This window comes from Pseudomonas sp. Z3-6 (genome assembly GCF_051131985.1).
Classification (GTDB): domain Bacteria; phylum Pseudomonadota; class Gammaproteobacteria; order Pseudomonadales; family Pseudomonadaceae; genus Aquipseudomonas; species Aquipseudomonas zanjanensis.
This window is the reverse complement of the sequence record NZ_CP071644.1, coordinates 1,361,381-1,386,765: the sequence shown is the minus strand read 5'-3', so window position 1 is coordinate 1,386,765 and position 25,385 is coordinate 1,361,381. Positions and strand designations below refer to the sequence as shown.

The 25,385-nt window shown below is 59.7% G+C and carries 25 protein-coding genes; 11 read left to right on the top strand and 14 right to left on the bottom strand.

What is annotated here, in order from left to right; all coding sequences use genetic code 11:
- Positions 1 to 4 precede the first annotated feature (4 nt).
- Positions 5 to 2,851 carry a valine--tRNA ligase gene (locus J3P88_RS06320; RefSeq protein WP_434574448.1) on the top strand — a complete coding sequence of 949 codons (2,847 nt, stop codon included), beginning with the start codon at positions 5 to 7 and terminating at the stop codon, positions 2,849 to 2,851.
- Positions 2,852 to 3,105: 254 nt separating this feature from the next.
- Complete coding sequence (rlmF, locus tag J3P88_RS06315) at positions 3,106 to 4,131, top strand: 23S rRNA (adenine(1618)-N(6))-methyltransferase RlmF (RefSeq protein ID WP_186705167.1); 1,026 nt, start codon at positions 3,106 to 3,108, stop codon at positions 4,129 to 4,131.
- Between the two features lie 110 nt (positions 4,132 to 4,241).
- Here the strand turns inward: rlmF and J3P88_RS06310 are convergent, their stop codons facing one another.
- The gene (locus J3P88_RS06310) at positions 4,242 to 4,523 is read right to left on the bottom strand and encodes an HU family DNA-binding protein (protein WP_058544106.1); all 282 of its coding nucleotides are present in this window, start codon (positions 4,521 to 4,523) and stop codon (positions 4,242 to 4,244) included.
- 396 nt (positions 4,524 to 4,919) lie between these two features.
- Here J3P88_RS06310 and yejK point away from each other — a divergent pair, with 396 nt between their 5' ends.
- Positions 4,920 to 5,924, top strand: coding sequence for a nucleoid-associated protein YejK (gene yejK / locus J3P88_RS06305; RefSeq protein ID WP_030139623.1), 1,005 nt, complete (start codon positions 4,920 to 4,922; stop codon positions 5,922 to 5,924).
- Positions 5,925 to 6,108: 184 nt separating this feature from the next.
- Here the strand turns inward: yejK and J3P88_RS06300 are convergent, their stop codons facing one another.
- The 5 genes from J3P88_RS06300 to J3P88_RS06280 all read right to left on the bottom strand — a co-directional run bounded on the left by J3P88_RS06300 (position 6,109) and on the right by J3P88_RS06280 (position 10,021).
- A complete protein-coding gene (locus tag J3P88_RS06300) occupies positions 6,109 to 7,044 on the bottom strand; it encodes a glutathione S-transferase family protein (RefSeq protein WP_186705166.1) in 936 nt (311 codons plus the stop codon).
- 79 nt (positions 7,045 to 7,123) lie between these two features.
- Complete coding sequence (locus J3P88_RS06295; protein WP_186705165.1) at positions 7,124 to 7,447, bottom strand: GIY-YIG nuclease family protein; 324 nt, start codon at positions 7,445 to 7,447, stop codon at positions 7,124 to 7,126.
- Between the two features lie 40 nt (positions 7,448 to 7,487).
- Positions 7,488 to 7,958, bottom strand: coding sequence for a nuclear transport factor 2 family protein (locus J3P88_RS06290; protein WP_434574447.1), 471 nt, complete (start codon positions 7,956 to 7,958; stop codon positions 7,488 to 7,490).
- 97 nt (positions 7,959 to 8,055) lie between these two features.
- Entirely contained in the window at positions 8,056 to 9,372 is a 1,317-nt protein-coding gene (locus tag J3P88_RS06285; RefSeq protein WP_434574446.1) for a CynX/NimT family MFS transporter, read from the bottom strand.
- Complete coding sequence (locus J3P88_RS06280; RefSeq protein ID WP_434574445.1) at positions 9,362 to 10,021, bottom strand: FadR/GntR family transcriptional regulator; 660 nt, start codon at positions 10,019 to 10,021, stop codon at positions 9,362 to 9,364. Before J3P88_RS06280 ends, J3P88_RS06285 begins: the two co-directional genes overlap by 11 nt.
- A gap of 165 nt (positions 10,022 to 10,186) precedes the next feature.
- Between J3P88_RS06280 and J3P88_RS06275 the strand changes: the two genes are divergently transcribed.
- Together J3P88_RS06275 and J3P88_RS06270 are read left to right on the top strand one after the other, a co-directional pair.
- Entirely contained in the window at positions 10,187 to 10,498 is a 312-nt protein-coding gene (locus tag J3P88_RS06275; RefSeq protein WP_134925673.1) for a type II toxin-antitoxin system MqsR family toxin, read from the top strand.
- On the top strand, positions 10,495 to 10,977 hold the full coding sequence (locus tag J3P88_RS06270) for a type II toxin-antitoxin system MqsA family antitoxin (protein ID WP_186705161.1): 483 nt from the start codon (positions 10,495 to 10,497) through the stop codon (positions 10,975 to 10,977). The genes J3P88_RS06275 and J3P88_RS06270 overlap by 4 nt, the downstream gene beginning before the upstream one ends.
- A gap of 225 nt (positions 10,978 to 11,202) precedes the next feature.
- Here the strand turns inward: J3P88_RS06270 and J3P88_RS06265 are convergent, their stop codons facing one another.
- From J3P88_RS06265 to J3P88_RS06250, 4 genes are all read right to left on the bottom strand, one after another.
- Positions 11,203 to 11,967 (bottom strand): amino acid ABC transporter ATP-binding protein, encoded by a 765-nt coding sequence (locus J3P88_RS06265; protein WP_003178331.1) that lies wholly within the window; start codon positions 11,965 to 11,967, stop codon positions 11,203 to 11,205.
- Between the two features lie 10 nt (positions 11,968 to 11,977).
- On the bottom strand, positions 11,978 to 13,075 hold the full coding sequence (locus tag J3P88_RS06260; RefSeq protein ID WP_434574444.1) for an amino acid ABC transporter permease: 1,098 nt from the start codon (positions 13,073 to 13,075) through the stop codon (positions 11,978 to 11,980).
- Between the two features lie 10 nt (positions 13,076 to 13,085).
- Complete coding sequence (locus J3P88_RS06255) at positions 13,086 to 14,267, bottom strand: amino acid ABC transporter permease (RefSeq protein WP_434574443.1); 1,182 nt, start codon at positions 14,265 to 14,267, stop codon at positions 13,086 to 13,088.
- A gap of 65 nt (positions 14,268 to 14,332) precedes the next feature.
- Positions 14,333 to 15,364 carry an amino acid ABC transporter substrate-binding protein gene (locus tag J3P88_RS06250; RefSeq protein WP_186705158.1) on the bottom strand — a complete coding sequence of 344 codons (1,032 nt, stop codon included), beginning with the start codon at positions 15,362 to 15,364 and terminating at the stop codon, positions 14,333 to 14,335.
- A gap of 473 nt (positions 15,365 to 15,837) precedes the next feature.
- On the opposite strand from J3P88_RS06250, the gene J3P88_RS06245 reads away from it, so the two are divergent.
- The 6 genes from J3P88_RS06245 (at position 15,838) to J3P88_RS06220 (ending at position 22,995) form a co-directional block, all read left to right on the top strand.
- On the top strand, positions 15,838 to 16,494 hold the full coding sequence (locus J3P88_RS06245) for an alpha/beta hydrolase (RefSeq protein ID WP_434574442.1): 657 nt from the start codon (positions 15,838 to 15,840) through the stop codon (positions 16,492 to 16,494).
- A 98-nt stretch (positions 16,495 to 16,592) separates the two neighbouring features.
- Positions 16,593 to 18,056: an ATP-dependent RNA helicase RhlB gene (rhlB, locus tag J3P88_RS06240; protein ID WP_434574441.1), complete on the top strand. Its 1,464-nt coding sequence runs from the start codon at positions 16,593 to 16,595 to the stop codon at positions 18,054 to 18,056.
- A 222-nt stretch (positions 18,057 to 18,278) separates the two neighbouring features.
- Positions 18,279 to 19,895 (top strand): glycosyl hydrolase family 18 protein, encoded by a 1,617-nt coding sequence (locus tag J3P88_RS06235; RefSeq protein ID WP_434574440.1) that lies wholly within the window; start codon positions 18,279 to 18,281, stop codon positions 19,893 to 19,895.
- Positions 19,896 to 20,054: 159 nt separating this feature from the next.
- Complete coding sequence (locus J3P88_RS06230; protein WP_434574439.1) at positions 20,055 to 21,005, top strand: ornithine cyclodeaminase family protein; 951 nt, start codon at positions 20,055 to 20,057, stop codon at positions 21,003 to 21,005.
- 146 nt (positions 21,006 to 21,151) lie between these two features.
- Positions 21,152 to 22,279 (top strand): NAD(P)/FAD-dependent oxidoreductase, encoded by a 1,128-nt coding sequence (locus J3P88_RS06225; protein ID WP_434574438.1) that lies wholly within the window; start codon positions 21,152 to 21,154, stop codon positions 22,277 to 22,279.
- Between the two features lie 89 nt (positions 22,280 to 22,368).
- Complete coding sequence (locus tag J3P88_RS06220) at positions 22,369 to 22,995, top strand: helix-turn-helix transcriptional regulator (protein ID WP_186705153.1); 627 nt, start codon at positions 22,369 to 22,371, stop codon at positions 22,993 to 22,995.
- Between the two features lie 125 nt (positions 22,996 to 23,120).
- Here J3P88_RS06220 and J3P88_RS06215 read toward each other — a convergent pair whose 3' ends face one another.
- The 4 genes from J3P88_RS06215 to moaC form a co-directional block, all read right to left on the bottom strand.
- Positions 23,121 to 23,897 (bottom strand): ABC transporter substrate-binding protein, encoded by a 777-nt coding sequence (locus J3P88_RS06215; protein WP_434574437.1) that lies wholly within the window; start codon positions 23,895 to 23,897, stop codon positions 23,121 to 23,123.
- A gap of 264 nt (positions 23,898 to 24,161) precedes the next feature.
- Positions 24,162 to 24,614 (bottom strand): molybdopterin synthase catalytic subunit MoaE, encoded by a 453-nt coding sequence (moaE, locus tag J3P88_RS06210; protein ID WP_053124900.1) that lies wholly within the window; start codon positions 24,612 to 24,614, stop codon positions 24,162 to 24,164.
- A gap of 3 nt (positions 24,615 to 24,617) precedes the next feature.
- On the bottom strand, positions 24,618 to 24,860 hold the full coding sequence (gene moaD / locus J3P88_RS06205) for a molybdopterin converting factor subunit 1 (protein WP_186705151.1): 243 nt from the start codon (positions 24,858 to 24,860) through the stop codon (positions 24,618 to 24,620).
- The gene (gene moaC / locus J3P88_RS06200) at positions 24,857 to 25,330 is read right to left on the bottom strand and encodes a cyclic pyranopterin monophosphate synthase MoaC (protein ID WP_434574436.1); all 474 of its coding nucleotides are present in this window, start codon (positions 25,328 to 25,330) and stop codon (positions 24,857 to 24,859) included. Before moaC ends, moaD begins: the two co-directional genes overlap by 4 nt.
- Positions 25,331 to 25,385 lie beyond the last annotated feature (55 nt).

The window sequence follows — 25,385 nt, the reverse complement described above, 5'->3', positions numbered from 1 at the left end:
GCGCATGGATAAGACCTACCAGCCGCACGCCATTGAAACTTCCTGGTACAACACCTGGGAGTCCGAGAATTATTTCGCTCCGCAAGGCGCGGGCGATTCCTACACCATCATGATCCCGCCGCCGAACGTCACCGGCAGCCTGCACATGGGCCATGGCTTCAACAATGCGATCATGGACGCCTTGATCCGTTTCCGCCGCATGCAAGGTCGCAACACCTTGTGGCAGCCGGGCACCGACCACGCCGGTATCGCCACGCAGATGCTGGTGGAGCGCCGCCTTGAAGCCCAGGGCCAGAATCGCCATGACCTGGGTCGCGAGAAGTTCCTCGAGAAAGTCTGGGAATGGAAAGACGAATCCGGTGGCAACATCAGCCGCCAGATCCGCCGCCTCGGTTCATCCGTGGACTGGAGCCGCGAGCGCTTCACCATGGATGACGGCCTCTCGGAAGCGGTGAAGGAAGCCTTCGTGCGCCTGCACGAGGACGGGCTGATCTATCGCGGCAAGCGCCTGGTCAACTGGGACACCAAGTTGCACACGGCCATTTCCGACCTCGAAGTGGAGAACCACGACGAGAAAGGTTTCCTGTGGAACCTGAAATACCCGCTGGCCGACGGAGCCAAGACCGCCGACGGCAAGGATTACCTGATCGTCGCCACCACGCGTCCGGAAACCATGCTGGGCGACTCCGCCGTGGCGGTGAACCCGAACGACGAGCGCTACCAGGCCCTGATCGGCAAGTTTGTCGAGTTGCCATTGGTTGGCCGTCGGATCCCGATCATCGGCGATGATTACTGCGACCCCGAATTCGGCACCGGCTGCGTGAAAATCACCCCGGCCCACGATTTCAATGACTACGAAGTCGGCAAGCGCCACAACCTGCCGCTGCTGAACATCTTCGACAAGAACGCCCATGTGTTGCCGGCCGCCCAGGCCTTCAACCTCGACGGCACCCTGAACGAAAACGTGGACGGCCAGATCCCGGCCGAATACGCCGGCCTGGACCGCTTCGAGGCGCGCAAGCAGATCGTCGCGGCATTCGAAGCCGCCGGCCTGCTGGTCAGCGTCGACGATCACGCCCTGAAAGTCCCGAAAGGCGACCGCTCCGGCACCATCATCGAGCCATGGCTGACCGACCAGTGGTACGTGTCCACCAAGCCGTTGGCCGAGCCTGCGATTGCCGCCGTAGAAGACGGCCGCATCCAGTTCGTGCCCAAGCAATACGAGAACATGTACTTCTCGTGGATGCGCGACATCCAGGATTGGTGCATCAGCCGTCAGCTGTGGTGGGGCCACCGCATCCCGGCCTGGTACGACGAGTCGGGCAAGGTCTATGTCGGCCGCGATGAAGCCGAAGTCCGCGCCAAGCACAACCTCGGTCCGGACGTTGCCCTGGCGCAGGACAACGACGTCCTCGACACCTGGTTCAGCTCGGGCCTGTGGACCTTCTCCACACTGGGCTGGCCGCAGCAGACCGAGTTCCTGAAGAAATTCCATTCCACCGACGTGCTGGTCACCGGCTTCGACATCATTTTCTTCTGGGTCGCCCGGATGATCATGATGACCATGCACTTGATGAAAAACGAAGACGGTACCCCGCAAGTACCGTTCAAGACCGTCTACGTCCACGGCCTGGTGCGCGACGGCCAGGGCCAGAAAATGTCCAAGTCCAAGGGCAACGTCCTGGACCCGCTGGACATCATCGACGGTATCGACCTGGAAACCCTGGTGCAGAAACGCACCTCCGGCCTGATGCAGCCAAAACTGGCGAAGAAGATCGAGAAAGCCACCCGCGAAGAATTCGCCGAAGGCATCGCCAGCTACGGCACCGACGCCCTGCGCTTCACCTTCTGTTCGCTGGCGTCCACCGGTCGCGACATCAAGTTCGACATGGGCCGCGTCGAAGGCTATCGCAACTTCTGCAACAAAATCTGGAACGCTGCGCGCTACGTGCTGGACAAGGGCGAAGACTGCGGCCAGAACGGCGAAGCCTATGAGCTGAGCCTGGCCGATCGCTGGATCATTTCCCAGTTGCAACGCACCGAAGCCGAAGTGACCCGCCAACTGGACCAGTTCCGTTTCGACCTGGCCGCGCAAGCCCTGTACGAGTTCATCTGGAACCAGTATTGCGACTGGTACCTGGAACTGTCCAAGCCTGTGCTGTGGGACGAAAACGCACCGGTCGAACGCCAGCGCGGCACCCGCCGCACCCTGGTGCGCGTACTGGAAGTGGCCCTGCGCCTGGCGCATCCGTTCATGCCATTCATCACTGAGGAAATCTGGCAGCGCATCGCACCGCTGGCGGGCATCCAAGGCAAGACGATCATGCTGCAACCGTGGCCGGTGGCCAACGAGACCCGCATCGATCCAGCGGCCGAGGATGACATCGAGTGGCTCAAGACCTTCATGCTCGGCCTGCGTAACATCCGCGCCGAAATGAACATCGGCCCGGGCAAGCCGCTGACCCTGTTCCTGAAAAACGCCAGCGCCGAAGACCTGCGCCGCCTGAACGAAAACGAAGCGTTGCTCAAGAAGCTGGCGAAGCTTGAATCGGTGACCGTGCTGGCTGCGGGTGAAGAAGCGCCTCTGTCGGCCACCGCATTGGTCGGCGAAATGGAAGTGCTGGTGCCGATGGCCGGGCTGATCGACAAGGCGGCCGAACTGGCGCGCCTGGACAAGGAAATCCTGCGCCTCAAAGGCGAAGTGCAGCGAGTCGGCGGCAAGCTGTCCAACGCCGGCTTCGTCGACAAGGCGCCGGCCGAGGTCATCGAGAAGGAACGGGCCAAGCTGGCCGAGGCCGAACAGGCCCTGGGCAAGCTGGCTGAGCAGCATGCGCGGATCTCCAGCCTGTAACGGTGGTTCGCAATGAAAAAGGAGGTCCAGCTGGACCTCCTTTTTTATGCCCGCCCCTTTCTACCAGACAATGAAAAACCCTTGTGGGAGCGGGCTTGCTCGCGAAAGCGGTAGATCAGCTTGTCTCTGTTTGGAATGTACCGACGCCTTCGCGAGCAAGCCCGCTCCCACATTTAGTCCGCATTACCATCAAGAGCGCGCGGGATGTGGGACAATACCCGCCATTTTCAGCCATACCCGAATCGGCCACGCCCATGAACGCCCCCCGCACTCCCAAACCCGCACGCAAGAAGCCTGACGCCGCGTCCCCAAGCAAAGCCGTCGAGCCGCGCGAGAAGGCCAGCCTGCACCCGCGCAACCGCCATCAGGGTCGTTACGACTTCCCGGCGCTGATCAAGAGCACACCCGAACTGGCCAAGTTTGTGATCACCAACCCGTACGGCAAGGAAAGCATCGACTTCGCCAGCCCCGACGCGGTGCGGGTGTTCAACCGGGCGCTGCTCAAGGCGTTCTATGGCATCCAGCACTGGGACATCCCCGCGGATTACCTCTGCCCTCCGGTTCCAGGCCGCGCCGATTACGTGCACTTTCTCGCTGACCTGCTGGCGAGCATGAACGACGGCAAGGTGCCGCGTGGCGCAATCGTCAATGTGCTGGACATCGGCATGGGCGCCAATTGCGTTTATCCGCTGATCGGCAACAGCGAATACCGCTGGCACTTCCTCGGCTCGGAGATCGACCCGACAGCCGTGGCGGCCGCCAGGGCCATCGTTCAGTCCAACGATCTGAACAAGGTCATCCAGTTGCGCCAGCAGCAAAACCGCAAGCACATCCTCATCGGCTTGCTGGAACCGGGCGAGCGTTTCGACCTGACCATGTGCAATCCGCCGTTCCACGCCTCGATGGAAGAAGCGACCAAGGGCAGCGAGCGCAAGTGGCGGGCCCTGGGCAAGGCTGATCCGAAGCGCAAGCTGCCGGTGCTGAACTTCGGCGGGCAATCGGCGGAGTTATGGTGTGAAGGCGGTGAAGCACGCTTTGTGACGCAGTTGATTGCCGAAAGTGCGAACTTCCAACACAAGGTTCTGTGGTTCAGTACGTTAGTGTCGAAAGCCTCGAACCTGCCGGCGATCGAAACTGCGTTGAAGAAGGCTGGCGCGCTGGAGAGCCAGGTGGTGGAGATGTCGCAGGGGCAGAAGCAGAGTCGCTTTGTGGCGTGGACTTTCCAGACCAAGTCCGAGCAGCAGATCTGGCGGCGTGAGCGCTGGGTCCGCAAGGGCTGAGTGGATGCAAGCCTTGCTCCCACAAATGCCCTCACCACAGACCACTTTTTACAAGGCAATAAAAAACCGTGCCCGGATCGCTCCGAGGCACGGTTTCTTTTACAGCGGTCTTACTTGTTGACCGCGTCGGTCAGGCCTTTGGCCACAACCAGCTTGATCACTTTCTTGGCAGCGATTTCGATGGCAGCGCCAGTCGAAGGGTTACGGCCGGTACGGGCAGGACGCTCGGTGACTTTCAGCTTGCCAACGCCTGGCAGAGTGATTTCGCCGCCATTTTCCAGCTGATCGGCAACGACTTGGCCCAGTTGGTCCAGCAGAGCACGCACGGTAGCTTTTGGTGCGTCTACAGATTCAGCCAAATCAGCGATCAGTTGGTCTTTAGTAAGAGCCATGTAGTGTTCCTTCCCTATCAAATTCATATGGATTGCAGAGTGCAGTGTCAGCCATCGAGCCCGATCTCTGTGGATCAGGCACCCTCGGCAATCACCACGACGGATCGGGGTAATAGATGCCGAAAACCGGGTTTGGTTCGACCTGACAGATGCTGAATGCACGCTTAACGCAGTGACATCGCGTAAGACCGGGCAAAACTAGCACAATGCCTATGAAATATCCGCCTCTAGCTACCCATTTGGTCAGCTTTCTTGCGCTAAAACGTTAAAAAATTGCATATAGGCTGTCGGACGGCTCTGAAAGGGCCTTTGCCGGGTTCCAAAACCAGTGATTGCGGTACACTGGGCCCTTTTTCGGGGAGCGTGCCCTCCTCTCTTTCATCAGCCGAGAAATCCATGCCGATCCGTCATTGCATCGTCCACCTGATCGACAAAAAACCCGACGGCACCCCTGCTGTGCTCCATGCCCGTGACTCCGAACTGGCAGAGTCCACGGCCATCGAGAACATGCTCGCCGACCTCAACGAAAGCTATAACGCCAAGCAAGGCAAGGCCTGGGGCTTTTTCCACGCCGAGTCCGGGGCGCATCCGTTCAGCGGCTGGTTGAAGGAATACCTGGACGGCGGCAAGGATTTCACCGCGTTCAGTCGCGTGGCGGTGGAACACCTGCAGAAACTGATGGAAGAGTCCAATCTGTCGGTGGGTGGCCACGTGTTGTTCGCGCATTACCAGCAGGGCATGACGGATTACCTGGCCATCGCCCTGCTGCACCACAGCGAAGGCGTGGCGGTGACCGATGAGTTGGACGTGACCCCGTCCCGTCACTTGGACCTGGGCCAGTTGCACCTGGCGGCGCGGATCAACGTGTCGGAATGGCAGAACAACAAGCAGTCCAAACAGTACATCTCGTTCATCAAGGGCAAGAACGGCAAGAAGGTCTCGGAGTACTTCCGTGACTTCATCGGCTGCCAGGAAGGGGTCGACGGCCCCGGCGAGACCCGCACCTTGCTCAAGGCCTTCAGTGACTTTGTCGAAAGTGAAGACCTGCCGGAAGACGATGCCCGTGAGAAAACCAAGACCCTGGTGGACTACGCCAGCAGCCAGGCCAAGCTCGGCGAGCCGATGGGCCTGGAAGAGCTCTCCGAGCTGATCGACGAAGAGCGCCCGAAAGCCTTCTACGATCACATCCGCAACAAGGACTACGGCCTATCGCCGGAAATCCCCGCCGACAAACGCACCCTCAACCAGTTCCGCCGCTTCACCGGCCGAGCCGAAGGCTTGTCCATCAGCTTCGAAGCGCACCTGCTGGGTTCCAAGATCGAATATGACGAAGAGGCTGGGACGTTGATCATCAAGGGGTTGCCGACTTCGTTGACTGATCAGCTCAAGCGCCGCAACTGATGCTCGGCAGAGTGCGAGTTCGATAGGGTGCTGTCGCGATATAGATTTGAGAGCCTCATCGCGAGCTTTGTGGGAGCAAAGCTTGCTCGCGATCCAGACGCTGCGGTACTCAAGAGACCGCGGTGCCTTCATCGCGAGCAAGCCTTGCTCCCACCAAGCTCGCTCCCACAAGATCATTCGTTGTTCATCGAGCCTCGACGCGAAACCCAAACCGCGGAAAGTGCACATGCACCACCCCGCCACGCTCATCTTCCCGGCGTACGATCAACGCCTCACTGCCCGCAAACACCAACTCCCCGGCCACGGGATCGACACCATAGTCCGTCGCGGCGATGGTCACCTGCTGCCCAACCGCGAACCCGTTCGGCTCTTCAAACGACTCATCCGGCAGCGCGGCCGGCGTCGCATTGCGGGCAACCTCCAAGGCTTCTTCGGAACTCATCTGGCTCGACGCGCCATGGCCGAAACCCAGCACCCGCGCGAGCCACGCCGATACCGCCGGGTATTCGTCCACCAACGGCGAAGTGACGGGCGTGCCCTTGAGGAACCACAGCGGATGAGCCATGGCGAAGTCGGCAATCGACGGATCGCCCAGCAGGAAATCGCCCTCTTCGCGCTGCAATTGTTGTTCGAGGCGCGCCATGATCGTCGGCCACTGGTGCTTGGCCTGGTCGGCGGGCAAGCGCGTGGTCGTGCCACCACTGAACAACCCGGCGCGGTCGCTGATGAATGCCTTGATGGCTTCAGGCGATAGCTTGGCGAACCGCACCGCCACCGACTCCGGCTGGAACACCAGACTCACGGCATGCTGGAACACCACCGAATCGGCCCATGCCGCGAAGGACGCCGCGATCATCTCGCGGCCTTCAGGGAACAGCGCCGGCGAGGCTTTCTCCTGCTCCAGTCGACGAGCAATCAGCGACGTATCGCAATAGATATCCGCACCGATCTGCAACACCGGCGTCTTGCGATAGCCACCCGTCAGCGCCGTCAGGTCAGGCTTGGGCATCATTGGCGGGATGCTCACCGAACGCCAGGACAAGCCCTTGAAACCCAGCAACAACCGGGCTTTTTCCGCGAAAGGAGACGTCGGGTAATGATGAAGAATCAACTCTGACATGAGATTCGCCACTGCAGGAATGAAGTCTTGCAGCTTAGCGCGCCTGATCGGGCCAGCCTACCGGCCTGATAAAGGCCTATCAGCCAGGCTGATGAAGGGGCAGCGCACTGGCCACCAGGCATTCCTTGGCGCTTTTCCTGAGCTTTTTGATCAGCCGCTCCTGACGCAAGGCCTCGCCCTTGTCGCGGCAGGCCTCCGTGTACACCAGGGCCACTGCCGGGCTGGACAGGAAGAAGCGCGCGCCCTTGCCGCTTTGATGCTTGGCGAAGCGCCGCACCGGGTCATCACTGATGCCGCAGTACAGCGAGCCGTTGGCGGCCCGCACCAGGTAGACGAACCAGGGTTTGTCCGGTTCGGCGGCGCCTTGTGCAGGCAGATCGGAGGATAAGTCGACGGTCGTCACAAAATGTTCAACAGGTGAGCCAGGACAAACCGCGATCTTATCAGCGACTGGCCTGGAACGCCCGCAGCCCCTTGAGCGCTTGGGCCCTGATGGCGTTGCGCACCAGCGGCGTCCAGCCCAGCAACAGGCCCTTGGTGCCCAGCGCCTGGCGGGACCAGCGCCACAGATCGAAGCTGTCATGGTGTTCGCAGATCTTGCCATCGCGAAACACGAAGCGCGCCTGGATGTCGTTGATCACGATGTTGCCGGTCTGGCTGAACAGGTACGTCGCCACCCAGTGCGCACCGCCGGTACGTTCGTCGCTGCACACGTTATCGAAGGTCAGGGAGAAGTCCTTGGCCCGGGTCGTCAACATGCGCCACATGTCACCGGCATCACGCCCGCGCAGTTCGCCGAACGCTGGATCGCTGAACACCACATCATCGGTGTAGCAGGCGCTCATGGCGTCGGCGTCCAGGCGCTGGAAGGCCTGGTAAAAACGGGTGATCAAGGCGTTGTGGGCATCACTCATGGACAGGCTCCGAAAAACGTTTCAGTAGGCCAGCACGATAATCTGCCGCCGTGGGGAAGACCATCGTCATTCGCCATGAAAATGATATCAACGAAGGTCAGACCCTTTCGCTGCTGACGCCGACATACAATGCCCGGCCCGCGCCGATGCCCGCAATGATCGCCCCCAGGCCAATCAGGCCGAAGATCCAGCCCAGTGCATTCCAGCCGCCGGTCAAGTCGTGGACCACGCCCACCGCGAAGGGCCCCAGCGACGCCAGCGTATAACCAAAGCCTTGGGCCATGCCGGACAGGTTGGCGGCCACATGGGCGTCCCGCGAACGCAACACGATCAGCGTGAGCGCCAGGCTGAACGTCGCGCCCTGCCCCAGGCCCAGCAGGATCGCCCAGCCCCACAAGCCATCGATGGGTGCGTAAAGGCAACCGAACAACCCGCCCAGGGTCATGACCATGACGACCACGATGGCCAGGCGCTGGTCCTTGCCGCGCGTGGCCAGCCAAGGCGCCGCCAGCGAACTGATCAGCTGCACGATGACCGAACCGGACAGCACGAGCCCGGCCTGGGTCGGGGTCAGGCCACGCCCAATCAGGATCGAGGGCAGCCAACCAAAGACGATGTAGGCCAGGGAGGACTGCAGCCCCATGTACAAGGTCACTTGCCAGGCCAGGGGATCGCGCAGCAAACCGCGAACCCGGTACGCCGCCTGATGGGCACCGTGTTTTTCGCCCACTTGCGGCAACCAGAACACCGCAGCCAGCAGCGCTGGGACCGCCCAGAACCCCAGGCCCAAGGCCCAGTCGTGGCCAAGGTGCTCGCTCAACGGCACCGTCGCCCCGGCCGCCATCGCCGCGCCCAGGCACAGCGCCATGGTGTAGACACCGGTCATGGTGCCGGCCTGCTTGGCGAAGTCGCGCTTGACGATGCCGGGCAGCAGCACCCCGATGACGCCGATGCTGGCGCCCGCCAGGATGCTGCCGGCGAACAAGCCGAACTGGCCGAACGAACTGCGCAAGACGATGCCGCAGGCCAGGGTCAGCAAAATGCCCAGCACGACGCGCTCAGCACCAAAGCGTCGCGCCAGCACAGGCGCCAGCGGTGCGAACAATCCCAGGCAAAGCACGGGCAGGGTCGTCAGCAAACCTGCTTGCGCAGCCGACAGGCCAAGGCTCTTGGAAACCTCGCTGAGCAACGGCGCCATGCTCGACAGCGCCGGACGCAAGTTCAGCGCCACCAGAATCAACCCAAGCAGCAACAACCAGGGACGTCGTACCAACGGGTGGCTCTGCTGGGCCTGCTCATCGTCGGCTTCGGCGTCGATCAACAGTTCTTCGAGTTCGGCGGCGCGTTTTTTCGGCGTCAAAGGGGTGCGGTCAAGCGGATCGCGGGACATGGAAAGCTCTGGTTCAGGGTTCATTGATCAACTGCCGGCAAAGGGCCTTGGCCCGCTCCGGATCCTGGCGTTCGACGGCTTCGAGAATCTCGATATGCAAATCGAACACATGTTGATGACGGGGAATGATGTTGAGGCTCTGGCGCAATTGCGCGCCGATCACGTTGGAGAAATAGCGATACAGCTCGCTGAGGGCCGGGTTATGCGCGGCGTCCACCAGCAGGCGATGGAACACCAGGTCGCACTTAATGTAGTGCTCCAGGTCGCCGTGGTAATGCTCGCCGCTGGTTTTCAGCGCCTGGCGCAAGGCAAGCAAATCCTCATCAGTACGCCGCAGCGCCGCCAGGCCAATGGCCTCTACTTCCAGGATGTGCCGGGTTTCCCGGGCCTGTTCCAGCGAACAGCGCGACAACACCTTGAGGGTATCCAGCGGATCGACCATCGCCCGCACGTAGCTGCCATCGCCCTGGCGGATCTCGATCAAACCGGAAAACGCCAGCACGCGCATGGCTTCGCGCACCGTGTTGCGGCTGATACCCAGCTCCGCCACCAACTCTGGCTCGGTGGGCAAGCGCTGGCCGACAGCCCACACGCCCTCGCTGATTCGTCGACGCAATTGCTCCAGGGCCTGATCGACCAGGGAGCGTTTCGTTAATGGAGAAATATCTGACATAGAGTCCGCCCTTTCATCCAATCATGGGATGAATTTTCTGACATGTTAGTCAGCTTCGTGTAGGACGGCAACTGCCTAGGGTCAATCGGAGGCAAATGAAACGAGATTTTCGATTAGTCAAAATTACCCTTTGAGGGTAATTTTACGAACAGGACGCACCGTTCCATGGAAAAGAACACACCCCATTACGCCTTGGTGGCGATACAGGCGGATGTCAGGCGACTTAAAGGGAAAGCTTTCACCAGCACTGCGAAGAACACTGCTCGGACACTCGGTTTAAACGTCTCGGATATGCAGCAGGTCATCCATGGGCTTGAGCGCAAACAGTTCTATAAATCGATGACCACCTATGACGATCATCGAGTCTGGCATGACGTCTACCACGCCAATTCACACGGTCTGCAGATTTACCTGAAAGTGACGTACCGCCCCAGCGGAGGCCCACCGGTAATTTCCTTCAAGGAGAAAAACTCATGAAACACCAGCAATGCTTCAGCTGTGGTGCCCCGGAGGGCATGTTGCATTTCGAAGGTCGCGGCGAAACCATCAGCGTCAAGGGACTGGAACGCCGGGTCGATGACTTGTCTGGCTGGGAATGTCAGATGTGCGGCGAAGTCGAGCTCGATTCAAGCTGCTCGGATCGCTATGACCACGCCGGTGATGAGCTGGTCAATGCGGCCAGGCGAATGATTGGCGAAGAGATCAAACGTGTCCGGCGCAAACTGAATCTCTCTCAAAAAGAAGCGGTAGCGCTGTTGTCAGGTGGCGGGCACAACGCGTTTTCCCGCTATGAGCGCGGCGAGGTATTGCCACCAAAAGCGTTGATGCTACTGATGCGCCTGCTTGATCGCTACCCGCATTTGCTCGTAGATGCACGAACCCTGGCTGAAGGTGCGGATTTGAGAGGATTCAAGACTACAGCGCACAAAGAGCACGAAACCCTCACGACTCACTGAGCAGCCAAAACAGCAAAAAAAACGGACAAGTCCAACGCTATTCACATCGGGCGGTAGAAAAATCCGTGGCGAGGGAGCTTGCTCCCGCTGGGCTGCGTAGCGGCCCCCTCTTTGTGAGCGCTTCGCACTCAAGCGGGAGCAAGCTCCCTCGCCACGGGTTCACCGTTTTTCTTACGTGAACAGCATTGCGGACAAGTCCGGGTTTATTTCACTGCCTAACGCCGATCAATGCAGGATCTGGCTCAGGAACAGCTTGGTGCGATCGTTCTGCGGGTTGTCGAAGAAGTCGTTCGGCGCGGCCTGTTCGACGATTTCACCCTTGTCCATGAAGATCACGCGGTTGGCCACGGTGCGGGCGAAGCCCATCTCGTGGGTCACGCAGAGCATGGTCATGCCGTCTTCGGCCAAGCCGATCATGGTGTCCAGCACCTCTTTCACCATCTCTGGGTCGAGTGCCGAGGTCGGTTCGTCGAACAGCATGATTTTCGGCTTCATGCACAGGGCACGGGCAATGGCCACACGCTGTTGCTGACCGCCCGAGAGCTGGCCCGGATACTTGTGCGCCTGCTCTGGAATGCGTACGCGCTCCAGGTAATGCATGGCGATTTCCTCGGCCTTGCGCTTGGGCATCTTGCGCACCCACATCGGCGCCAGGGTGCAGTTCTGCAGGATGGTCAGGTGCGGGAACAGGTTGAAATGCTGGAACACCATGCCGACTTCACGGCGGATCGCTTCGATCTGCTTGAGGTCGTTGGTCAGTTCCACGCCATCGACCACGATGCGACCCTGCTGGTGCTCTTCCAGGCGGTTGAGGCAGCGGATAGTCGTGGACTTGCCGGAACCCGACGGGCCGCACAGCACGATACGCTCGCCCTGCTTGACGTTCAGGTTGATGTCTTTCAACACGTGGAACTGGCCGTACCACTTGTTCACGCCCTGCATCTGAATAATGCCTTCAGGGCTCACAGGCTGTTTGATCGCTTCACTCATGAGTCAACTCCTAACGCTTGTGGCCAGTGTCCAGCTTGCGTTCCAAATGCATGGAATAGCGGGACATACCAAAACAGAAAATCCAGAACACCAAGGCGGCAAACACATAGCCTTCAGTGGCCATGCCCAGCCATTTCGGGTCGGCGGCAGCTTGTTTCACGCTGTTGAGCAGGTCGAACAGGCCGATGATGATCACCAGGCTCGTGTCCTTGAACAGTGCAATGAAGGTGTTGACGATCCCCGGGATCACCATCTTCAGTGCCTGTGGAAGGATCACCAGGCCCATGCTGCGCCAGTAACCCAGGCCCATCGCCGCGGCCGCTTCGTACTGCCCCTTCGGAATGGCTTGCAGGCCGCCGCGCACCACTTCGGCCACATAGGCCGACTGGAACAGGATCACCCCGATCAATGCCCGCAGCAGCTTGTCGAAGTTCATGCCTTCGGGCAGGAACAGCGGCAGCATCACCGACGACATGAACAGCACCGTGATCAACGGCACACCGCGCCAGAACTCGATGAACGTCACGCAGACCACGCGGATCGCCGGCATGTTCGAGCGCCGGCCCAGGGCCAGGACGATGCCCAGCGGCAGAGCACCGACGATACCGACGGTGGCGATCACCAACGTCAGCATCAGGCCGCCCCACTGGCTGGTCGCCACGGTATCCAGACCGAAAACGCCACCGTGCAGCAGGCACCAGGCAATGATCGGGTACAGCACCAGGAAGCCGAGGCCGTAGATCGCCTTGCGCGGGAAGCGCGAGATGAACAGCGGCGCCACACCCAGCACTGCCGCCCACACGGTCAGGTCTACGCGCCAGCGCAGGCCCGTCGGGTAATAGCCGTACATGAACTGGCCGAAACGCTGTTGGATGAACACCCAGCAGGCGCCCTCCTTGGTGCAGTCGGCCTGGGTGGTGCCCACCCAGTTGGCATCGAGGATAGCCCAACCGAGGATCGGTGGAACTATCAGGTAGATCAGGTAGAACGCGAACAATGTCAGCAGCGTGTTGAGCCAGCTGGAGAACATGTTCGCGCGCATCCATGCCACCGGCCCGAACACTTTGCTCGGTGGCGGCATATCAGGTTTGAAAGTATGGGATGTCATGCGCTTTTCCTCACCGCTCGATCAGCGCAATGCGCTTGTTGTACCAGTTCATCAGCAAGGAAATGCTGATACTGATCGCCAGGTACACACTCATGGTGATCGCGATCACCTCGATGGCCTGACCGGTCTGGTTCAACACCGTGCCAGCAAACAGCGAAACCATTTCCGGGTAACCGATACCGGCAGCCAGGGAAGAGTTTTTCGCCAGGTTCAGGTATTGGCTGGTCAACGGCGGGATGATCACGCGCAAGGCTTGCGGGATGATCACCTTGCGCAGGGTCGGACCGTTGCGCAGGCCCAGTGAGTGGGCCGCCTCGGTCTGGCCATGGCTCACGGACTTGATGCCCGAGCGCACGATCTCGGCGATGAACGCCGCGGTGTACACGGTCAAGGCCAGGGTCAAGGCCAGCAGTTCAGGGATCAGTACCCAGCCACCGACGAAGTTGAAGCCCTTGAGTTCCGGCATTTCCCAATGCACAGGCGCACCGAAGATCACGGCGCACAGTGCCGGGATCACCAGGAACAGCGCCAGGCCCACCCAGAATTTATGGAACGGCTCGCCGGTCGCTTCGAAACGCTTGTTGGCCCAGCGGGTCATCAGCACGATAGCGACGATCGCCAGCACGACACTGGCCACGAACGGCCAGAACCCATCCGCCATCAGCGCCGCTGGCATGTTGAGGCCGCGGCTGCTGACGAAGAAGGTGTCACCGAAATTGTGGGCAGCCCGTGGTCCCGGCATCGTCAGGAATACGGCGAAGTACCAGAACAGGATTTGCAACAGCGGTGGAATGTTACGGAAAACCTCCACATAGACGGTCGCCAGCTTGGAGATGATCCAGTTCTTCGACAAGCGTGCGACGCCGATGATGAACCCCAGGATGGTCGCCAGAATCACGCCAATGAAGGTCACCAGGAGGGTGTTGAGCAAACCGATGACAAAGACGCGGGCATAGCTGTCCGCTTCGGTGTAGTCGATCAGGTGTTGGGCGATGCCGAACCCGGCACTGCGTTCCAGAAAGCCGAAACCGGACGTGATGCCCCGGTGTTCCAGGTTGGTCTGCGTGTTATCGAACAGAAACCAGCCCAGCGAAATAACCGCCACGATGGTGACGATCTGAAATACCCACGCACGCACTCGTGGATCGCTGAGGCTGAGCCTCTGCTTAGGTGCGCCGATTGAATTTTGCATGAAGTGCCCCGCAAAGAATGGAACAGAACATCACCCGGTGGTTGGCCCACCGGGTGATAGAACCATCAGCGCACTGGTGGTGCGTATTGGATGCCGCCTGCGTTCCACAGAGCGTTCAGGCCGCGATCGATCTGCAGCGGGGTGTCCTTGCCGAGGTTGCGCTCGAACATTTCACCGTAGTTGCCGACTTGCTTGACGATCTGCACGACCCAGTCCTTCGGCAGCTTCAGGTCTTTGCCGTATTCACCGTCAGCGCCCAGCATACGAGCGACGTCCGGGTTCTTGGTGGACTTGGCTTCAGCTTCGACGTTTTTCGAAGTGATGCCGGCTTCTTCAGCATTGAGCATGGCGTAGCCAGTCCAACGCACAACGGCCAGCCACTCGTCGTCGCCATTACGCACGACCGGGCCCAGTGGCTCCTTGGAGATGGTTTCCGGCAGGACCACGTAGTCCTTCGGCGACGCCAGCTTGCTGCGCTGGGCGAACAGTTGGGACTTGTCGGAGGTCAGCACGTCGCAACGGCCGGATTCCAGCGACTTGGCGCTTTCATCGGAGGTGTCGAAAGTGATCGGGGTGTACTTCAGGCCGTTGGCGCGGAAGTAGTCGGACACGTTCAGCTCGGTGGTGGTACCGGCCTGGATGCAGATGGTCGCACCGTCCAGTTCCTTGGCGCTCTTGACGCCCAGTTTGCTGTTGGCCAGGAAACCGATGCCGTCATAGTAGGTAATGAAGCCAGGAAACTTCAGGCCCATGCCCGCATCACGGGAGCTGGTCATGGTGGAGTTGCGCGACAGCATGTCGATTTCGCCGGATTGCAGCGCGGTGAAGCGCTCCTTGGCGTTCAACTGGCTGAACTTGACCTTGGTCGCGTCGCCAAACACCGCAGCGGCCACGGCACGGCAGAAGTCAGCGTCGATACCAACGATCTTGCCGGTGGAATCAGGTACCGAGAAACCCGGCAAGCCGTCACTTACACCACATTGCACAAAACCTTTCTTCTGCACGGCATCCAGGGTTGCACCCGCCTGAGCGAACCCGCTGACGCCGAGGACTGCTGCTGCAGTCACGACTGCCAGGGTGGATTTCAGTAACTTCATTCAAACCTCCAGTTTTGCTCTTGTTGTGTCGGAGCTCGAGCCCTGTCGCACCCTTTTGGGGCATTGCCGACCCTTGTTGGCTTTTTTTAGGGTCAACCGACGTCTGGACTTTCGCTATGGGTCTACTAATGAGGATGTCCGTAAACAGTGGTCATGCCCATCTCTCACCAATCGGCCGAACGGGCTGTAGCCCTTCACGTTCGCGAAGCCCCGTAGCGGCTATTGGCGAACATTCATCACCGGATTTCTGATATCCCATGCGGCGCGTCTAACTGATAGTGTTACCGCGCAGCGTAAGAATCATCACTCAGCTACCCCATAGCAAAGCCCGTACCAGACCGCTGCGCTTAGGCCATGTAAAACACGTCAAGACAAAAACTTTCAACTTTGCGACATCTAATTAACTGAGACACCGGAAGCGCACTGTAATCACGCACTGATTGAGCGCACCCGCACAGATTTGGAGCACAACCATGACCGACCCCTTGATTCTCGAGCCCAGCGGCACTGTTGACGCGTGCGTTATCTGGCTCCACGGCCTGGGCGCCGATCGTTTTGATTTCCTGCCGGTCGCCGAAATGTTGCAGCAAAGCCTGCTCACCACACGTTTCGTTCTACCCCAGGCCCCGACCCAACCAGTAACGATCAACGGCGGCTATGCCATGCCCAGTTGGTACGACATTCGTGCCTTGAGCCCGGCCCGGGCCATCGACGAACAGCAACTCGAAGCCTCGGCGCAACGGGTCATTGACCTGATCGAAACCCAGCGAGCCAGCGGAATAGACGCCTCGCGGATTTTCCTCGCCGGTTTTTCCCAAGGTGGCGCGGTGGTCTATCACACCGCTTTCGCGAAATGGCAGGGCCCGCTGGGCGGCGTGGTCGCACTGTCTACTTATGCACCGACCTTCAGCGAAGAACTGCAATTATCGGCCAGCCAGCAGCGCATTCCGGTCCTGGCGCTGCATGGTCAATACGACGAAGTGGTACTCAACCCCATGGGGCGGACTGCTAAAGAGTATTTAAAGCAGCATGGTGTCACCGTGACATGGCAGGAATACCCAATGGGCCACGAAGTGTTACCCGAGGAGATTCGCGACATCGGCACCTGGCTGGCCGAGCGGTTGCGCTAAGCGGCCAATCGCCACGCCGGTCCTTTGACGATCCCACTACGCCGCGCCCGTTTCTTGCATTACACTGGCCGGCGTACATTCCTTAACCAATCGATGAGATGACCGTGCTCAAAGCACTCAAGAAGATGTTCGGTAAAAGCGAGGCCGAGCAACTCGCGCCTGGCCCCACAGCGCCGACCCACGGCCCGAGCCATACCGATGCGCAACAACCGCGCCGGGCGGCACCTGTTGCACAGGTAACAAAAGAACCCGTCGTCCAGCCTGTCACGGCCCCCAAGCCCGAGAAACCTCGCAACGAAGCCCCCAGGCCGCGCCACGAACGCGCACCGAAACCACCGGTCGTCGCCTGGAAACTCGAGGACTTCGCCGTAGAACCCCAGGAAGGCAAGACCCGCTTCCACGACTTCAAGCTCGCCCCTGAATTGATGCATGCCATCCAGGACCTGGGTTTCCCCTATTGCACGCCGATCCAGGCGCAAGTGCTCGGTTACACCCTCGCCGGCAAAGACGCCATCGGTCGCGCCCAGACCGGCACCGGCAAGACCGCCGCGTTCCTGATCTCCATCATCACCCAATTGCTCCAGACCCCGCCGCCCAAGGAACGCTACATGGGCGAACCGCGGGCACTGATCATCGCGCCGACCCGCGAGCTGGTGGTGCAGATCGCCAAGGACGCCGCCGACCTGACCAAGTACACCGGCCTGAACGTGATGACGTTCGTCGGCGGCATGGATTTCGACAAGCAACTCAAGCACCTCGAAGCCCGCCACTGCGACATCCTGGTGGCCACCCCGGGCCGCCTGCTGGACTTCAACCAGCGCGGCGACGTGCACCTGGACATGGTCGAAGTGATGGTGCTGGACGAGGCCGACCGCATGCTCGACATGGGTTTCATCCCACAAGTGCGCCAGATCATTCGCCAGACCCCACCGAAAAGCGAACGCCAGACCCTGCTGTTCTCCGCCACTTTCACCGAAGACGTGATGAACCTGGCCAAGCAGTGGACCACCGACCCCGCCATCGTCGAGATCGAAGCCGAGAACGTCGCCAGCGAAAACGTCGAGCAACATATCTACGCAGTGGCCGGTGCCGACAAATACAAGCTGCTCTACAACCTGGTCAACGACAACGGTTGGGAACGGGTGATGGTGTTCGCCAACCGCAAGGACGAAGTGCGACGCATCGAAGAACGCCTGGTGCGCGATGGCGTCAACGCGGCCCAGCTTTCGGGCGACGTGCCCCAGCACAAGCGCATCAAGACCCTCGAAGGTTTCCGCGAAGGCAAGATCCGCGTGCTGGTTGCCACTGACGTGGCCGGTCGCGGCATTCACATCGATGGCATCAGCCACGTGATCAATTTCACCCTGCCGGAAGTGCCGGACGACTACGTGCACCGTATCGGCCGTACCGGTCGTGCCGGGGCTGCAGGGGTTTCGATCAGTTTCGCTGGGGAGGATGATTCTTATCAGTTGCCGTCGATCGAGGCGTTGCTGGGAAAAAAAATCAACTGTGAAACCCCGCCGACTCATCTGCTCCGGCCGGTTGCGCGCAAACACTTTTAATGCGCTGCCAAGCCAGCCACTAAAAAAACCGCCTATTCCAGGCGGTTTTTTAATAGCGCTTCAATTAAATCAATATAACCAACAGTTATTCATTCCAAATCGGGCTAAAGACCTGTCATCTCTGACAGTACCCCTACTGCATCTACAGGCTGATACTCCCCAACACGATCTGGGCAAACGGATTCCACGGACGTAAACTCCTTATCAAAGGTGCAGATAATCATGACCGATAAAATACTCAAAGAAAGCAACTTGGTTATTGTTCCCGACCCTGGAACTGCGGCGGGAAATCTTCATGCCGGAAGAGGCGCAGCAGAGAAAACCTACACAGCAAATAGTTTCGATCCGGCCACGGCCGATACGGGACTTACCTACACCCCCGGTAGAGTCGCCAGATATATGTACAACCGCTATCAACCCACACCAGGTTATAAGGTATTTGGCTATCTTTCAGACTGGGGCATATATGACGGTCGTTATGGAGAAAACTTTGACGATCAAAATGTAGACTATCGCATAGGTGGCCGTGGCACCGACATCATGCGTTTGCTAACTCCCAATGGAAGTCCCCCGCTGTATGACAAGATCATTGTAGGTTTTACCGCAATCATTGGCGATCAAGGCGCCAATGAAGACACTATCAACGCGGCGGCACTCGACTTCAAGATAGCCTCCAGTCCGGGAGACTTACCCGCACAGCGTGGTCGCGCCACGTTCACCGACCCATGGGGCGATGTCGCTGCCTACGTCAACTGCGGCTTCAACAGTTGGATTAGCAATGATTATCCAATGCTGTTTGATGCTAACAGGGCCCAGGGGGTACTGGGCGCGCTGGTCAAGTTGCACCGGCAATCACCGAGCATGACCATTGGCATGAGTCTGGGTGGCTGGACCATGAGCCAGGCTTTTCACCATATAGCGAAAGAGCCCATCGCCCGAGAAAAACTGGCGGAAAGTTTAAAAAACATCGTGATTAAATTTCCGATGTTTACCGAGTTGGATCTGGACTGGGAGTATCCCGGTGTCGAAGGAGCGCCCGGCAACGATTACGGACCAGAAGATGCCGACAACTACGCATTGCTCATTAGAGCAATCAAGGACGCGTTGCCCAACGTCAAGATCAGCATCGCCACCATCGCCGTCCCGGAAAAACTTGAACAGGCCAACATCCCAAAACTTATCGAGGCTGGCGTCGAAGGACTTAATGTCATGACCTATGACTTTTTCGGGTCGCCCTGGGCAGACAGGCTGATGCATCATACCAATTTGTTTCGCCCCCTTACAGGGTTTACCCCCCCATTAAACTCGGCCAACGATGCGGTAAGTTACTTGATCGGGCTTGGTATCGATTCAAAAATGATTAATATCGGATTCGCCAGTTATACGCGCAATGCCCAACGAGCCGAGATCGAACGCACTTCACCTCTAACCGGCCGTTATGAACCCCGGCAACCAAACGAAGATAATACCGTTGGTTCTTTTGAAGCAGCTTTAACCGAATGGCCCGATCTACTTCGTCTGTACTTGGATGAGGATTTGGAAGGTATCAACGGCTTCGAACTTCATCGTGACGCGCAATGCAAAGCCGAGTTTCTTTATAACGATCAAACGGGAGTATTCATGTCAATTGAGACACCACGTACCGTGTTGGAGAAAGCCAGATACGTCAAGGACAATAATTTGGGTGGTCTATTCCTCTGGATGATCGACAGCGACAACGGTCTTTTAACCAACGCAGCTCGAGAGGGGTTGGGGGCTCAACTGGTGGCTCCCGCCACGGTCGATATGGCTCGGTTTTATAACCCAGGAAAAAATGCTCGATCCGACGAAAAGTCCTGAAACATCGATATCGAGGGAAGGGGTCGCGGATACACCGTTGACAATGCCTTCTATCAGCCCGGGTGAGAAATAGGTTCCTTTCCATCCCGGGAATTGCTCAGCTAAACTAATTTGTCCATAATAGATAAATTAGTTTATCTGAGTACCCCGGAGCCCCCCATGCCCAGCACGCCTTATATCATGACCCGAACCCAGGCCCACGAACTGCTCGGGCAAATCGACGTGCTGCAGATCCTGCGCAAGCTGTTTCGTGATCTCGCAGCCGGGCAAGCGGTGCAGCCACCCCAGCAGTTGGTGGTATTTCCCCAAGGCGCCGGGGACTTCATCAACTACCTGGGTGTGCTGGCTGAGGAGCAGGTCTACGGCATCAAGACCTCGCCTTATATCGTGCGCGAGCAAGGCCCACTGGTCACCGCCTGGACCTTGCTGATGTCGATGCAGACCGGCCAGCCGCTGCTGCTGTGCGATGCCGCCGAGCTGACCACCGCCCGCACCGCCGCCACCACTGCCGTCGCCGTCGATGCCCTCGCTCCGCATACCGCCCGGCGCCTGGCGGTCATCGGCAGTGGCGCGGTGGCCCAGGCGCACGTGCACTACGTCAAGGACCTGCGGGACTGGCAAGGCATCAGCCTGTTTTCGCCCGGCCTGAAAACCAAGTCGGCACAGGAACTTGCCTCGCTCACCGGCCTGGACCCGCGCCTGCAAATCGCCGACACCCTCGAAGCGGCGCTGCACGATGCCGATGTGGTGATGCTCTGCACCTCGTCCGCCAAAGCGGTGTTCGACCCCCAGGCTCTGGGCAAGCCGGCGTTGATTACATCGATCAGCACCAACGCCCCACGCGCCCACGAAATACCGCCCCAGCGCCTCAATGACATGGACGTATTCTGCGACTATCGTCAGACCACCCCGGGTTCGGCCGGTGAAATGTTGATCGCCAGCGAACAGCACGGCTGGCAAGCGTCGAGCATCATCGGTGACTTACCTGAATTGCTCAGCGAACACGTGGAGCGTCCTGACTACCACCGCCACGTATTCTTCCGCTCCATCGGCCTGGGGCTGGAGGATGTTGCGTTGGCGAATGCGCTGTATCGGTTGCACCACCACTGACACAACTCGATTCCCTGTGGGAGCGGGCTTGCTCGCGAAGGCGGCAGCACATTCAACATTGATGTGGCAGACACGCCGCTTTCGCGAGCAAGCCCGCTCCCACAGGTTCCGCGAACTCCCGGCAATGTGCTCGACAGGAGCGTTTCATGACACAAGCAGACTTCATCATCATCGGCGGCGGCATTGCCGGTGCTTCCACCGGTTACTGGCTGGCACCCCACGGCCGGGTCGTTGTACTCGAACGCGAATCGCACCCGGCCTACCATTCCACCGGACGCTCGGCGGCGCTGTACACCGCGGCCTACGGCACCCCTCAGGTGCGGGCGCTGACCCAGGCCAGCCGGGATTTTTTCGACGCACCACCGGCCGGTTTCTGCGAGCACCCGCTGCTGAGCCCACGGGGCGAAATGACCGTGGACTTCACCGGTGACCCCGCCGAGCTGAACAACCAATACCTGAGCGCCAAGGCCACGGTGCCGCAGATGCAACTGCTCAGCGCCGACGAAGCTTGCGTGAGGCTGCCGATCCTGCGGCGGGAAAAGGTCCACGGGGCGATCTATGACCCCACGGCCTGCGACATCGATACGGATGCCCTGCACCAAGGCTACCTGCGTGGCATCCGTCGCAGCGGCGGCAGTGTGCACACCGACAGCGAAGTGTTGGGCCTGGGCCGCGATGACCAAGGACTTTGGCAGGTGAAAACCGCCAGCCAGACCTTCACCGCCCCCATCGTGATCAATGCCGCCGGCGCCTGGGCCGATCAACTGGCCGAAATGGCCGGCGCCCGCAAACTGGGCCTGCAACCCAAGCGCCGCGCGGCGTTCATCTTCGCCGGCCCCGAGGGCGTGGATATCCACGACTGGCCAATGCTGGTGAGCCTCGACGAATCCTTCTATATGAAGCCCGACGCCGGCATGTTCCTCGGCTCGCCGGCCAACGCCGACCCGGTGGAACCCCACGACGTGCAGCCGGAGGAGCTGGACATCGCCATGGGCATCTACCAGATCGAAGAGGCCACCACCCTGACCATTCGCCGTCCGACCCGCACCTGGGCCGGGTTGCGCAGTTTCGTCCACGACGGTGATCTGCTGTCCGGTTTCGATCCACAGGTGCCCGGGCTGTTCTGGGTCGCGGCACAGGGCGGCTACGGCATCCAGACCTCCCCGGCCATGGGCCAGGCCAGCGCGGCGCTGGTGCGTGGCGAACCGCTGCCCGAAGCCCTGGCGCGTTTCGGCCTGAGCAGCGCCATGCTCTCTCCCGAGCGCTTGGGATGAACCCACTCAGGTGACGCATCGCCACGATTGCGGCACACTCCCCCCGCGCCCCTGTTCCACGGGGCGCTGACGCTGCCTGGAGCCCTGTCATGACTGCTTCGCCCTCCGATACGGCGCTGGAAAACTTCCGCACCATCGCCGACGCCATCGCCACGCTGTTCTACCCCCACGCCGAAGTGGTGCTGCACGACCTGCGCACCCAGAAGGTCGACTACATCGCCAATAACCTGTCCAAGCGCGAAATCGGTGATGACTCGTCCCTGGAAGACATGCTCAGTGAGGACGTCAGCGAACGTAACATCGGGCCGTATGAAAAACTGAACTGGGACGGACAGAAGATTCGCAGCCTCAGCAGCGTCCTGCGCGATGCCCAGGGTCGTCCGTTGGCGGTGCTGTGCATCAACCTGAATATTTCGCTGTTCGAGAATGCCAAGGCCGCGCTGGATCTGTTCCTGTCGCCGGGAAAGCTGATCCCCCAGCCGGATTCACTGTTTCGCGATGACTGGCAGGAGCGGATCAACACCTTCCTGCACGCCTGGATGCGCGAGCGTCAACTGAGCTTGAACCTGTTGACCCGCGACCACAAACGCGAGCTGGTATTGGCGCTGCATGCCGAAGGCGCGTTCAAGGGCAAGAGTGCGTCCAACTATGTGGCGAATGTGCTGAACATGGGGCGGGCGACGGTGTACAAGCATTTGAAGGAGTTGAAGGGCTGAGACCTTTGATGCCTTACTGACGCCTTCGCGAGCAAGCCCGCTCCCACAAGGGATTTGCGTTGAACACGAGATTTATGTCCGACGAAGATCCATGTGGGAGCGGGCTTGCTCGCGAAGGCGATTGATCAGTCGCCGTAGATATCAGACTTGAAATACTTGGCCTGGATCTTCTGATACTCCCCATTCGCCCGAATCCCATCGATGGCCTTGTTCAAGTCCGCCACCAACTGGGTATTGCCTTTGCGCACTGCGATACCAGCGCCCTCTCCCACGTATTTCGGGTCCTTGAGCTCCGGCCCGACGAACGCGTAGCCCTTGCCACGAGGCATCGACAGGAAGTCTTCCAGCGGGATGGTGTCGGCGAAAATCGCGTCCAGGCGACCGGACGCCAGGTCCATGTAGATTTCTTCGTTGTTGCTGTAGCGCTTGACGACCACGCCCTTGGGTTCGAGCACTTCAGTGGCGTAGCGATCCGTGGTGGTCGCCCGTTGCACGCCCACGGTCTTGCCCTTGAGGCTGGCGTACTGGTCATCGACCACAGCGCCTTCCTTCATCACCAGCCGCGATGAAGTGAAATAGTACTTGTGGGTGAAATCCACCGACTTCTTGCGCTCTTCGGTGATGGTCATGGACGACAGCGCCAGGTCGATCTTCTTCACCTTGAGCGACGGGATCAGCCCGTCGAACTCACCCTCGATCCACTCGCACTTGACCTGCATCTGGGTGCACAAGGCGTTGCCGATGTCGTAATCGAAACCTTCGATCTTGCCTTCCGAGGTCTTGGAAGCAAACGGCGGATAAGCCGCCTCGATGCCGATGCGCAGGGTTTTCTCAGCGGCGAACAGGCCGCTGGAGGCCAACAGGCTCAAGGCCAGGCCGGTGATGAGGGGGAGTTTGCTCATGATGTTCTCTCGCGGTTGTTGTTGGTTTGGCAGAGAAAGGTGGGCGCGACTGTTTTGTACTTATAAATCCATAGTGGACTTTAATGTACATATCGTCAATTGGGGGAAACAGGGAATGTGATGGGAGGCTGATGGCCCCTTCGCGAGCAGGCTCGCTCCCACAGGGAATCCGTGTCATACACGACATTTGTGTTCCACACAGATCAAATGTGGGAGCGAGCCTGCTCCGGGCGGCGATCCGACGATAGCGGACTCTCAGGCTACTCACTGCTTCCAGCGATCCGCCGCCGCATGATCACTGTCCCGCCCTTCCACCCAGCGCGGCCCGTCGACGGTGTTTTCCTTCTTCCAGAACGGCGCGCGGGTCTTGAGGTAGTCCATGACAAAGGCGCAGGCGTCGAACGCCGCCTGGCGATGGGCACTGGCGGCGCCGACAAAAACGATCGGCTCACCCGGCTCCAGCGCCCCGATACGGTGCAACACCTCTAGCTTGAGCAACGGCCAGCGCTGCTCGGCCTCGGTGGCAATCTTGCCCAGGGCTTTTTCGGTCATGCCCGGGTAATGCTCCAGGAACATCCCTGACACATCGAGGCCGTCATTGAAGTCGCGCACGTAGCCGACAAAGCTCACCACCGCCCCCACGCCGACATTGGCCGCATGCATCGCGTTGACTTCAACACCCGGGTCGAACGGTTCGACCTGCACACGAATCGCCATGGTTCAGCCTCCGGTCACGGTGGGGAAGAACGCAACTTCGTCACCGTCCGCCAATGGTTCGTCGAGCTGGCACAGATCTTCATTGCGCGCGCACATCAGGTTTTGCTCTTTCAGCACCTCGGCACCGTCCCGCTGGGCGAGCAATGCGCGCACATCGTCGACCGTGGCGAAATCGCCTTCCACCTTTACCGAGTCCACGCCTAGCGCTTCACGGTAGCGAGCAAAGAACTTCACGGTGATGTTCATGACGCATCCGCCTGGAAATGGCCGCTCTTGCCGCCGAGCTTTTCCAGCACCCGCACGCCTTCGATGGTCATGCCCCGGTCGACGGCCTTGCACATGTCATAGATGGTCAGCGCAGCGACGGTGGCGGCGGTGAGCGCTTCCATTTCCACGCCGGTCTGTCCCGACAGTTTGCAGCGGGCGACGATGCGCACCCGATCCTCGCCTTCGGCATTGAGTTCGACCTTGACGCTGGTGAGCATCAACGGGTGGCAGAGCGGAATCAGGTCACTGGTTTTCTTGGCCGCCTGGATGCCGGCAATGCGCGCAACGGCGAATACATCGCCCTTGGGATGACCGCCGCTGACGATCATCTGCAGCGTGTCGGGCAGCATGCGCACAAAAGCTTCGGCCGTGGCCTCACGGAAAGTCACGGCCTTGTCGGTCACGTCAACCATATTGGCGCGACCTTGGGAATCGAGATGAGTCAGCACAGGGTTACTCCTGATCAGGAACGTCGATTGTAAACCCGTGGGTCAGATTCCGGCA